This window comes from Sporolactobacillus sp. CQH2019 (genome assembly GCF_028765345.1).
Lineage (GTDB): Bacteria > Bacillota > Bacilli > Bacillales > Sporolactobacillaceae > Sporolactobacillus.
The window spans coordinates 185,058-196,973 of sequence record NZ_JARAJZ010000010.1 but is presented as its reverse complement, the minus strand read 5'-3'; the positions used below and the strand labels follow the sequence as shown (position 1 = coordinate 196,973).

The 11,916-nt window shown below is 42.4% G+C and carries 10 protein-coding genes; 1 reads left to right on the top strand and 9 read right to left on the bottom strand.

Going from position 1 to position 11,916, the window contains the following annotated elements; translation table 11 throughout:
- The 7 genes from OYT88_RS14980 to OYT88_RS14950 all read right to left on the bottom strand — a co-directional run.
- A partial coding sequence (locus tag OYT88_RS14980; protein ID WP_527194298.1) for a thiamine pyrophosphate-binding protein occupies positions 1 to 299 on the bottom strand: 299 nt, incomplete at its 3' end.
- A gap of 147 nt (positions 300 to 446) precedes the next feature.
- Positions 447 to 1,169: a transaldolase gene (locus OYT88_RS14975; protein ID WP_274401153.1), complete on the bottom strand. Its 723-nt coding sequence runs from the start codon at positions 1,167 to 1,169 to the stop codon at positions 447 to 449.
- A gap of 333 nt (positions 1,170 to 1,502) precedes the next feature.
- A complete protein-coding gene (locus OYT88_RS14970; RefSeq protein ID WP_274401152.1) occupies positions 1,503 to 2,789 on the bottom strand; it encodes a class II D-tagatose-bisphosphate aldolase non-catalytic subunit in 1,287 nt (428 codons plus the stop codon).
- A 15-nt stretch (positions 2,790 to 2,804) separates the two neighbouring features.
- Positions 2,805 to 3,125, bottom strand: coding sequence for a PTS fructose transporter subunit IIB (locus OYT88_RS14965; protein WP_274401151.1), 321 nt, complete (start codon positions 3,123 to 3,125; stop codon positions 2,805 to 2,807).
- A 30-nt stretch (positions 3,126 to 3,155) separates the two neighbouring features.
- The gene (locus OYT88_RS14960) at positions 3,156 to 4,208 is read right to left on the bottom strand and encodes a PTS fructose transporter subunit EIIC (RefSeq protein WP_274401150.1); all 1,053 of its coding nucleotides are present in this window, start codon (positions 4,206 to 4,208) and stop codon (positions 3,156 to 3,158) included.
- Between the two features lie 21 nt (positions 4,209 to 4,229).
- Positions 4,230 to 4,688 carry a PTS sugar transporter subunit IIA gene (locus OYT88_RS14955; protein WP_274401149.1) on the bottom strand — a complete coding sequence of 153 codons (459 nt, stop codon included), beginning with the start codon at positions 4,686 to 4,688 and terminating at the stop codon, positions 4,230 to 4,232.
- Between the two features lie 647 nt (positions 4,689 to 5,335).
- Positions 5,336 to 7,318, bottom strand: a complete 1,983-nt coding sequence (locus OYT88_RS14950) for a BglG family transcription antiterminator (RefSeq protein ID WP_274401148.1) — start codon at positions 7,316 to 7,318, stop codon at positions 5,336 to 5,338.
- A 171-nt stretch (positions 7,319 to 7,489) separates the two neighbouring features.
- Here OYT88_RS14950 and OYT88_RS14945 point away from each other — a divergent pair, with 171 nt between their 5' ends.
- Positions 7,490 to 8,293 carry a histidinol-phosphatase HisJ family protein gene (locus OYT88_RS14945; protein WP_274401147.1) on the top strand — a complete coding sequence of 268 codons (804 nt, stop codon included), beginning with the start codon at positions 7,490 to 7,492 and terminating at the stop codon, positions 8,291 to 8,293.
- Between the two features lie 311 nt (positions 8,294 to 8,604).
- Here OYT88_RS14945 and OYT88_RS14940 read toward each other — a convergent pair whose 3' ends face one another.
- Both OYT88_RS14940 and OYT88_RS14935 read right to left on the bottom strand, forming a co-directional pair.
- The gene (locus OYT88_RS14940) at positions 8,605 to 10,299 is read right to left on the bottom strand and encodes an SWIM zinc finger family protein (protein WP_274401146.1); all 1,695 of its coding nucleotides are present in this window, start codon (positions 10,297 to 10,299) and stop codon (positions 8,605 to 8,607) included.
- A gap of 337 nt (positions 10,300 to 10,636) precedes the next feature.
- The gene (locus OYT88_RS14935) at positions 10,637 to 10,849 is read right to left on the bottom strand and encodes a hypothetical protein (RefSeq protein ID WP_274401145.1); all 213 of its coding nucleotides are present in this window, start codon (positions 10,847 to 10,849) and stop codon (positions 10,637 to 10,639) included.
- Positions 10,850 to 11,916: the final 1,067 nt, after the last annotated feature.

The following is an 11,916-nucleotide window of genomic DNA, read 5'->3' as shown; positions in this document are numbered from 1 at the left end:
GGCGTCCGGCTGCCCCACTGGCGGAACTGCTTCAGTTCCTCAAGCGGCAGCCCGTAGCCGAACAGGTGCAGCAGGCTGTAGAGCAGCATCGAGCCGTGGCCCGCCGACAGGACGAAGCGGTCGCGGTTGAACCAGTTCGGATGCGCCGGATTATGGTTCATCACTTTCGCCCAAAGGGTATAGGCCATCGGCGCCGCCCCCATCGGCAGCCCCGGATGGCCGGAGTTTGCTTTCTCGATCGCGTCGATCGACAGCGTGCGAATCGTATCAATGGATAATTGTTCAATCTGTGTGGTCATACATCTGCATCTCCTTTAAACAGTCGTCCATCAGTCGTCGGGTGGACCCTTTCCGACAAACGGCCTGTCCATCCATCATGACCGTTTATCGTGCAAAAACGAAGTTCACGTCCCGTAGCCCGTTTTACCGGCCCATTCGGCGGGCGTTCATTCCGTTAAAATGGAAAAACCCAGTTTCTTAATATCCTGATTAAAGCCGATCACCGTGTCCAGCGATAACTGCTCCGGCGTCTTGCCGACCCTCTTCAGCTTTTCAATGACGGCGGGCGGGCAGGTGATGATGTCCACCCCGAGCCGGTCGGCCTCATAGACGTTGAACACTTCCCGAGTGCTGGCCCAAAGCAGCTTCGCTCCCTTTTTCGTCCGGCAGATCCCGACGGCTTTCTTCATATAAGGAATCGGGTCCGCCCCCGAGTCGGCGATCCGCCCGGCAAAGACGGAGACAATATTTTCAACGTCCGGATTGAGCGCCGCGACCGTCTCTTCCACCTGTTTCGTCGTGAAGATCGCCGTGACGTTGAGCGAATAGCCTTGGTCCTCCAGCTTCTGAATCAGCGGCACGGACGATTCGCCCTTCGTATTCGTAATCGGGATTTTGATGAAGACGTTTTTCCCCAGTGCATGGATTTTTTCCGCTTCTTTCTCCATCGTTGCGAAGTCATCGGCGAACACTTCGAAGGAAAGCGGGAGATCCGGGATCGCCCGGACCACTTTCGCGGCGAATGCGACATAGTCCGTCACGCCGGCTTTCTTCATTAAACTCGGGTTGGTTGTGAATCCGGAGACAAAACCGGTCCGGTAAGCGGCCAGCATATCGCTGATGACGGCCCCATCCGCATAAATCTTCACCTTAACATTTAAATGGCTCATCTGTTGATCGCTCCTTTTTATAATCCATCACCAAATGCCCTGGCACTTCTTTATCTTTAAAATAATATTTCACTTGAAGAATGACTTGACACTTATCAATGTCCATTTGTCAATCAGACTGATCGTTCGTGAATGAGAAAGTATTTTTCTCATGAGCCGGATTACGAAACAAGCGCCGAAACTCTTTCTTTTCAATCATGAATCCACATCTTCTTATAATATGGATCAAATTCTGCATAATCAGAATCGATTACAATTTTCATAAAATCACCAACCAATAATATATAGGAATTCACGCTCATTTCATTGCATGAATTCCTATAGACATAAGATTTAATCCTGATAATTTTTTATCCGTGACGTAACTCCCGTTAAGTTATATGCTTCGACAAATTGATTAATTGATCTTTTAATCCGATCCACGATGAAACGATCACCGTCAATGTGAGCGCAAGATAAATTAGCAAGCATTTTATTGATTTCCTGCTTTACCTCTGCGTCATTAAAGGTATAATGTCCGGCATTGTCAAGAATTTTCGCTGAAAGCTCCGGATCGGATTTCACTGCTTCCACAGAAATATTTCTCTGATCGCCCTCCATCCATTTGCGCCAGCGCTGACAATCAATCGCATGTTCCTGGAGAACGGCTTTCGTATTCGATACAGGACCTTGAATGACTCCCTGTTTCTTCAGTTCTTTCTCCACATCTGCAAGTATGAGATAGGCACGGGTTTCTTCAGTGCCAAATTGCGGAGCCACATTCGTTGCAGCAATTTGGGCCGGGATATGTTGCAGCAACTGAAAATCATTCATATAATCTCCATTATGTTCTTTTAGGCCAATATCATATTTATTGGCAAGTTGTGCTAAAGAATGAGCATTTTTGAAATCAAACTTTCCAACCTGCTCTGTATAACGAGTTAACGTCCCCGTTTGACCAACCATAAATGTCGGCAGCGGTAAGTGACGCTTCTTTAGTTCATTCTCTAATTCGTCAAGAAATTCCACATAGGTTTCCGGAGTAGTTAATCCTCCATTCGTTTCCTCTGTCCCAACTTCATACCCAACAGGAGGTAGTCTAAGTTCTTTACGCTTATCTTCACAATATTGATATAGATCTACTGTTAATTGCAAAGCTCGATCCAGTGGAATGACCTTTCCAATAACAAATGGATCTTTTGTCGGATCAAGCATCAATAAATCGAATCCAGCTTTGATGTCTTCCAAATAGGACTTTTCCCCAAGTTCCATAGCTTCTTTCTCCGGAAGATGATCATTACGTTCCTTATCTCTTTGCCAAGGGCCTCCATGATCCCGGCATACATAATAGAGACCATCGAAATTTGTTTTTTCTGCAATATCACGAATTGCCTTTATAAACGTCCTTTGATTCCACCCGTTGACATATCCTCCGCCCAATTCATCCGCATCGACTTGATTGCGGCTTGCAATAAAAAGGAGCGGAAAATCTTTGTCCCTTGCCAACTCAAAACTCGCTTTCAGTACACGTGACGACATCGGACCAATACCTATAAGAGTCGCGCCTTGTCCCTTTTTTGAAAGTTTTATCAGATTATGAACCATTGTTTTTATTGGCATTTTTGTCATCAATTTTGTCATTATTGCATCCATCCCTTATTTATTTTGATTGTTCTGGATTTCTTCAAGTTTTTTAACGATTCCGTTCGCCTTCTGAATGGCTACACCTGACATCACTCTGACAATTTTTTTACCTTCAAATCGTTTTTCCCCTTTAATTGCTATATCTTTTGTTAGAATTACAAAATCAGCTTTTTCTACATCCTCCGGAGTAATTTCGTTTTCAATTCCACTTGCACCTTGAGTTTCAATTTTAACCTGATGATTTTTTGCCTTGAATGCCTTAGTTAAGGCCTCTGCAGCCAGATAGGTATGGGCAACCCCCGTCGGACATGCGGAAACACCTACAACATACATATTGGTAACCTCCCTTTGGAAAATATCATATTAAAAATTCAATTCCAGATCGTCTTCTTTAATTGCCTTCTCTTTCTTCTCCTTTAGATTTACAGGTCGCTTAACCAAAATGATGCAAAGTGTAGTGACCACTGTGCCTACAATAGCCGCAAAGAAATAACCCAGCCAATTGCCCGTCACAGGCAGAACAATCAATCCGCCCCAAGGTGCATGATTTGTAGCATTCAGAAGTATTGACGTTACACCGGCGGAAGCACTGCCAATCATGATCGACGGTATTACTCTTATTGGATCGGCAGCTGCAAAAGGAATAGCCCCCTCAGTAATCCCAATGCAGCCCATAATCAGTGCAGCTTTACCTGCTTCAATTTCTTCCTGATTAAATTTTTTCTTTGCGATAAACGTTGCAATGGCTAAACCAAGCGGCGGTGTACAATCAGCCACCGCAACGACCGCCATCAGTTGCGGATAAGTTGTCATAACTGCTACAGCAAAGAAAAACGCGGTTTTATTGAACGGGCCGCCCATATCAAAGGCAATCATCCCGCCCAGAATAATTGCTAACAGAATCTTTGACCCACCTTGCATTCCTAACAGCCAATGGTTAAGAATAGCCATAAAAGACGCGATGGGATTCGCAAGAAGCAGTAATATAATCATTCCTGAGATTAGAGAGCCTAATAATGGAATAATAAAGATAGGCATTACCTGACCAACATGTTTTGGTCCTTTAATTTTTTTCAAATAATAAACAACGATGCCAGCAACAATACCGGCAATCATTCCACCCAAGAAACCGCCTTTTGTCTGGTAAGCAAGAAATGCAGAAATCATGCCTGGACCAATCGCAGGCTTTTCAGCCATAGAATAAGCAATGAATCCCCCTAGAATAGGAACGTAGAGGGCCATTCCTGCATTGCCAATTGTGGCAATATTGCCTAGAATACCATGAGCAGGAACAGCTGTTTTTCCAGAAAGCATCACAGAAAGTGCCAGTAAAACACCACCGGCTACTACAAATGGAATCATGTAAGACACACCGGTCATTAAATGGGTTTTCATATTTTTTAGCACGGATATCATTGCAAAACCCTCCTCAACTTTTTAAGGTATTTTTATTCCTTTCTCTATTGATATAAGGAGATTGTAAATGTCAGCAGCCGTTTTGCTTTTACTGATCTGATCTCTGAATTCCGAATCAAGAAGATGTCTGCTAAGATCAGCCAATATTTTTAGATGTAAAGTTGATTTTTGCTTCTTTGGGACACCAATCATGAATACCATAGAAACTGGAGTTTTATTTGTCCCCCATAAGACCTCGCGAAAAGGCTTACAAAATCCTAAGAATGAAGATTTTACTACCTCTGTTTCACCATGGGGAATAGCCACACCATAACCGAATGCTGTTGAAAATTCCTTCTCTCGCTTTAATACAGCAGATATATACTCATTTACATTTGAAAGATAGCCCATCTCAAAGGCACGCTGTGCTAAAATAGTAATTAAATCAATTTCGTTGTCTGCATGAACATTTGTCAGAACCATGTTTTTGTCAATTAGCATTTGAACCGCCTCTCATTTGGTTTTAATAAATGTCAGATAAATTTTTAATTAATTTATTTTCCAAAATTAATGTATCGAATCAATCAGATTCTTTATTTCTAGTCTCTCCTTTCTTTTAATACCGGAATTCATGATGAGAGTCAGTCCAACTAGAGTATTGATTATAAATTAAGCAAATCGAGAACTTTGGCCAAGTTCTTCATGGAATACTTCTTACACTTCAAAGTATAGGGAGCGTATGCACTTGCGTAAATATCAAGTCATTTCAAGAGCGTAACGGAAATCTTGGCACGATCTGAAAGCTTAATAGATCCACGGATCCGGAATTTGGTAAGCAGATTAGCTTTTCAGTAAAGGGAAAATGAAGGCAGCGCTTTTGACACTGACATGCCGTTGTCCCATCCATCGCTCAGGCAAATTTCAATCAGTTAAAGCAAAATAAGAAGCGAAAATGAAGAGGGGAATGAGATGCGTACGTGAAGATAGAGGGGGAGCAGTCTTTTCCGATCAACTGCCCCCCCTCCGCTAAAGTAATTTGTGGCCTCACTTTTCGTGTCATCAAAACAGAAGATTTAACAGTTTGTGATAAAAATATTAATACAGAATACAAGGCCATTCATCTCACATCGATTTTCTTAGAAAATTATTTATTTTCCAAGTATATTTCTTATTTTTGCTTTTGAATTTGCCTTAACAATTCTTTCTAAAATACTTTCGGAATCAAAAAGGTTATATAGATCTCCCATAATGGATTTCGTTTCTTTTTTGTCATTGATACGCATCGCAATGAGAATGACGACCGATACTTTATTTTTTCCCCAGTCAATAGGAATGGATAACGTGGCAATGGCAATTACCGACTGATTCACATATCTGCCCTGACCATGGGGAATAGCAACGCCGTTTCCTAAATCAGTTGTCGAAATTCTCTCGCGTTCTTTTACTGAATCAGCAAATTTTGAAGAAACAAAGCCCTTATCTTCTATTCTTTTAGTAATAAAATCTATTAGATCGTTTTTATCATCAATATTTAGTTTTGGAAATATAAACTCATCTTTTACTACAGCAGATAAATGATTAAAATATGAAATTGCTTTTTTATTTTTGAACATATATTCCAAATAAAAATTATTAATCGCTTTTACATCTGATATCCCCATCATTGGCGAGACAATGATGCTAGGCTTTCTCATATTTTTTAATGGCACAGTAGAAACAATAAAATCAATATCGTCAATATTTGCATGACCTATGTCTCTGATCGAGTAAACTCCGAATATGTCCAAATTCGGCATCAACCTCCTCACTCGATTTGCAATTAACTCAGAAGTACCAATTCCTCCCGGACATACAATGATAATTTTTGTAGTCGCCCCATTTCTTTCCAATGCCGCCTGAAAATGAACCATGAGAAAACCAATTTCATTCTCGTTTATTTTTAAGTTGGTCTCATTCTCAATAAAAGTACCCAAAAAGGTTGCTAATCCAAACATTGCGGAGTACTGTTCCTTAATTTGTTTCAAAAGTGGATTTCTGATAACGATTCCATATTTCATTCGATTAAGCATTGGTCCCAGATGGACTAATAATCCTTTGTAAAGGATAGAGTCACCGTCAAAGTCGACTTTCAGGGCATCGCTGGCAAGTAAGCACAGTTTCCGAGCCAGTTGTTGGACTTCTGGAGCATATTTTCTAATATTTTCCTTGCCTATATCCTCATCGATTCCTGAACCCATAATGCAATGATTTAGATATTGAACTTCGCCTTCTAACGCATCGCTTTCTGTTAACTTGCAAAACTTTATCAATGTTTCTTTGGCCACAATATATGTCTTTAAAATGTGCAGATTATTTATTAAATGTTCTTCAGCAGCATTCTGCCTTAAATATTTTCCTTTTGCCTGACGTTCTATCATTATGGCGACATAAATTATCATATTAACATAATAGATATTATTAAAATGACAGTTCAATTCCTTTTCAATAAAATAAATCATTTTTTCGGCCTGATCCAGGCTATCTTTAGCCAAAAAAAGGGTTATTATGTTGATAATCTGTTTCTTTTTCTCAGTCCCGACATTTTTGCCTAATTCAACAGAATCTGTTATACGATTAATTTTTTCCTGTATTAGTGATGCTAAAGCCTTTCGAATAGATGACTCAGTCCCTGAAATGGAAGTACCATGATTGTTTTTATTCAAAATGAGTCCAAAACGAGAAAGCCAATGTTCCACTTTCTGCATATCGTTTGTAATCGAACTAATTCCTACATAAAAATGTTCTGCGAGCTTCCTGAAATTGGTTGCGCTTTCATTTCTTAATAAACGCGCAATAATACTTTCTCTTCTCTCCCGCGTTGATCCCACGTTCACACAGTTTTCGCTTGAAATGGCAGCTATAAGTTTCAGCTTCTCATTCTGGTTGCCATCTAGCCGAATGCCAGTACCTCTTTTTTTCTCAATAATTACATTACGCTTCGTCGCTAAGTAATCCTCTATTATAAGCAGGTCAGAATGAACGGTTCTTCCTGAGACACCCATTTGTTTCGCAAAGTAGGATGTCGTTCGGTAATCTTCCTCAGCATTTAACAGTTTCAGTAAATGAGCCTGTCGAGAAGTTAGAATAATCATTTGAACCACTTCTCCCTTTGGTTATCCTCTACAAAAATATCGTAACATTCGTTGGCAGACTGAATAAATTCCAAAATTGTTCAGTAAGTTAACAGAAAAATTGATACATTTCCTGTCCCATAATGTGTGCAATAATTGAATTAAAATGATTAGCTCATTGGAGGGGCTGCCGTGTTTTCTTTTGATTATCATATCCACACGAACAACTCATTTGATTCAAAAGCAGAAATGATGCACACATGCGAAACAGCCGTGTTAAGATATCTGAAAGAAATCTGTTTCACTGAACACTTTTCATTGAACCCAAAGGCACCCACATTTGGATATATGAACTGGAAAAAATATCAGAAAAATATAGATACAAATAGGAAAAAATATTCACAATTTCTCATAATTAAAAAGGGGCTCGAAATATGCGAACCCCATTTGTTTTCAAATGAATACAAAAATGAACTGGCTGATAAAAACCTAGATTTTATTCTTGGATCTGTTCACAATGTCAATAACGTTAAATTGAGAACACTACTAAAAAGAAGCGGAAAAAAGAAAGGATATTGCGCTTACTTTCAAGAGATGTTAAAAATGATTCAGCATGCCGACATAGATATCCTGTCTCATTTTGATCTAGTCAAGCGATATAGCAATGAACCATTTTCTAATGCTGATTTCACAAGCTATTATCAAATAATCAGAGAGATACTTAAAATTTCCATAGAACGGAAAATAGGAATTGAGATCAATACTTCAACCTTTGAAAAACTTCACGAAACAATGCCTTCTACGAATATTCTTTGTCTTTATAAGGAATTAGGCGGTACATTATTAACAATCGGTTCAGATTCACATACTTCTGATAAAATAGGAAATCATGTCGATTTAGCCAAAACGTTAGCCATTAAATGCGGATTCAATTCTTTTACTGTTTATGCACATAGAGTGCCCTGTCAAATTACCTTTGATAATTTAACTGCCTAAAATCAAAGTACCTTCAGAATAAAATCAATCTATTTTTACAGGGTCAAGGACGATAGAGTCATGGATGCTTATCGATAAAATCTCCCTTACTTTAATTAATGTTCGTTAGCATTCACTTAAATTAAAACAAAAATGGAGATTGAGAAATCAACTCTTTCCGATCTGCCCTTCTATATTTTGACATCCTTCACTATCAAAAAGAAAACACCTCATCAATCAATTTTTTGACAATGAGATGCTTTTTTGCTTTTATTCTTCCGGTGGCACACGCTGCGAATGTTCCGGATGTGCTGAGTATGAAAAAAACACATTTATCCGACTTTGTTCAGTTCATCGACAAAAGCCGGACGGCGGGCATACTGCTGTTTCAATCTCCCGATTAAGACACCGGCCGCCTGGTTTCCGCATGCCTTCTTAAATGTTCTGATTATAGAGCAAACCTGACGGTACTGGCTGCGGTTGCGGCTGGTTTCCGCCTCATTTTCGATGTACGCTGCAAAGATCTTCTCGACCTCGTTAGGATAGGGTTTGGCCAGATATACGTACAGCGTTTTAATTTCATACGGACGGTTTTTACAATAATCAAGCAGCCTCTCATACCTCTTCTCATGAATCAGGATCTTGACATAGGCCGCCGGCAGATGGGAACTCTGCTCGAAATGAGCGATAATTTCTTCTGAGACTTTGCCCCATTCCTCCGCCGAATATAAACCGGCAAGTATTTCATAATAGCTGTAGTCTCCTGCGTATAAAAAGCGGAGCATCAGTTCTTTTTCACCGTTTGTATTTCCGAGATGCTCGTATGCCTGCAGCCTGTATCTCATCCATTTCTCAACATATTCCGGACTGTCTTTCCTGTCCGACTTTTCGCCATCCTTGCACAGCCTCAGCACTTCTTTCCAGTCATCGCGGCTGACCGCCAGCCGGATCGCCCGCTCTCTGAAAGAGGCCAGCCGGATATGTTGATAGAGAAATTGACGGGCATCCTGCTTTTCTTCAAGAAATTCCATCAATTTCAGCTTGAGATAGAGCAGTCTCTCCCTCTCATAATGTAAACTCCATGAATCCGTTTGCGGCACCGCAATCAGATGGTCAACCGCTTCTTCCCACTTCTTCCTCAGACTGCCGGTGCGGCACAGGGGAATCAGTGCATCAAGCATTTGGTTGCGCCAATCGGACCAACCGTCATACCGCTCGTTCTGCAGCTCATTCATAATTTTATTAAAAATAGCCCTTTTCACGGACTGGCTGCTCTGTTCGGCAGAGGAAACGGCTTCAGCCAGCATATTCAGGCTCTGATTGATGACCGCTCCCGGTCCGCCATCCGAGTCATCGCAGTACTGCAGCATGTCCACCACTTGCGGGAGTACGATCAGGCACAATGAAGCAGCCAGCTCGCCTTTTCCATTTTCCAGCTGACTTTGAACCTGTCCGAGAACCATTTCGGCACCCTCAAGCGCCTGATCTGCGCGGTTCCATTCAATAAAACCGTTCCTTCCTTCAGCCCGCCGGATAGAGCCGGCAACAAGTTTGCGGCTTTCCCGAAGAAGTGTTTCCTCCTGAGTATGCTGATAGAGCAGTCTTTCCTTGATATCCTCATTTTCATTGGCCAGGTCGATAATAATCGAAAGCAGCTCTTCTTTCGAAAGCAGATTTAATTCCTCATACAGATCAGATTGAGGTTTTCTTTTATGTTTGTGCGGCTCAGGTTTTCTCCGATCGCCGGCCAGACTGTTTCTGAGTGCGTAAAAAGCTGCTGCCTGATGTTTGCAGTACGGGCCCCAGTCGTACGGACAGTCGCAGGACGTTTCGACAATCTCGTTGTTTTTGTCCAGCATAACATCGACCGTATAATCCGAGCCTCCGGAAACCAAAACAGTATAATGATCAGGCTTTCCTTCCTCTATCCGTTCTACTATCCGCCCCACATTTCCCGAATCATAATAATCCATACCGCGTTCCAGAATAATCGGATCGATTTCATCCTCAAAATCTTTTAAGTTCAAAGCGAGCGCTCCCTATGTTGATATCATATGGTGGAACAGGTCAATTCAGCATTATCTGCACAATTTGAATCCCTTTGCTCATTTGCCGCTGCCGCTATATCGATCCCAGCTGACGGCCGGTTTATGATTAACCGTCCGCCGCGTCTGTCGCCTGTTAAATCAACTGCTGCCGTTAGTTTATCAATCGTTGTGCCCGAAAGATCAGCTGCTCTCGAGAACTTATCGGCTGAAAGAATATCGCCCTTCGAGGAAATGGATGGCTTCAAAAGCGTCGATCATCCGTTCACGGCAAAGCGTAGCCTCCACAATAAACTCAAGGCGATAACTCATATTCTTATTATGAGTATCTCTTCAGCTCATTTTCCTGCCGGGTTGTCAAATGATGATCGACTTTTCCTGAGACCGTCAATCTCTCGAAAGACGGAGAGCGTTTCCGCGATCCATAAACTTCAGCGAGGGTCGATAAACTCATTGTCACGGTCGTTAAACCGGACGAGACGACCGATAAACAGCTACTAACGGTCGATAATGGGACTGAAATCCAATCCATACAGTCAGGCCGCCGACCAGTATCGGTCCGGTAATCCTCGTCCCGAAAAATCGCCCCAAAACAGCGACCTATCGCCCTAAATTGGTCGCGATTCGCCCTACTCCGGCGGAGTATCGCCCTCTCAAGAGTTTATCGCCCCGAAAAAAGAATGAATCACCCGAAAGCAGCGAGCTATCGCCCTAAATTGGCTTCGATTCACCCTGCTCCGGCGGAGTATCGCCCTCTCAAGAGTTTATCGCCCCGAAAAAAGAACGAATCGCCCTGAAACAGCGAGCTATCGCCCTAAATTGGCTTCGATTCGCCCTGTTCCGGCGGAGTATCGCCCTCTCAAGAGTTTATCGCCCCGAAAAAAGAACGAATCGCCCTAAAGCAATGACCTATCGCCCTAAATTGGCCTCGATTCACCCTGTTCCGGCGGAGTATCGCCCTCTCAAGAGTTTATCGCCCCGAAAAAAGAACGAATCGCCCTGAAACAGCGAGCTATCGCCCTAAATTGGTCGCGATTCGCCCTGTTCCGGCGAAGTATCACCCTCTCAAGAGTTTATCGCCCCGAAAAAAGAACGAATCGCCCTGAAACAGCGAGCTATCGCCCTGAATTGGCCTCGATTCGCCCTGTTCCGGCAAAGCATCACTCCATCAGGAGTTTATCGCCCCGAAAAAAGAACGAATCGCCCTGAAACAGCGAGCTATCACCCTAAATTGGCTTCGATTCGCCCTGTTCCGGCGGAATATCGCCCCGTCAGGAGTAAACCGATGCAGCGGTTGATCCATCAATCAGAGACCATTTTTCTGTTCTGATTATTCACGCTCATTGATTCCAATCCGCTTGCTGTCGATTTTCCGCGCATTACGGCCGTTACGCGCCCGGCACCTGCTGCTTCGGGCGGCCCGGACAGCTCGTTACTTTCTATTTTGTTTTTTTTACTGTTTTGGCCACGATTTGCAGGAATCCCGGCGGACCGGAGAAAAATCAGACGTTTCCGCCAGATAACGCCTGTCCGCGCAAGATATCCCTCTTTTTCAGAGGAATAAACCGCCGTTCACGTGAATCTTCAAAGGAATAGGCT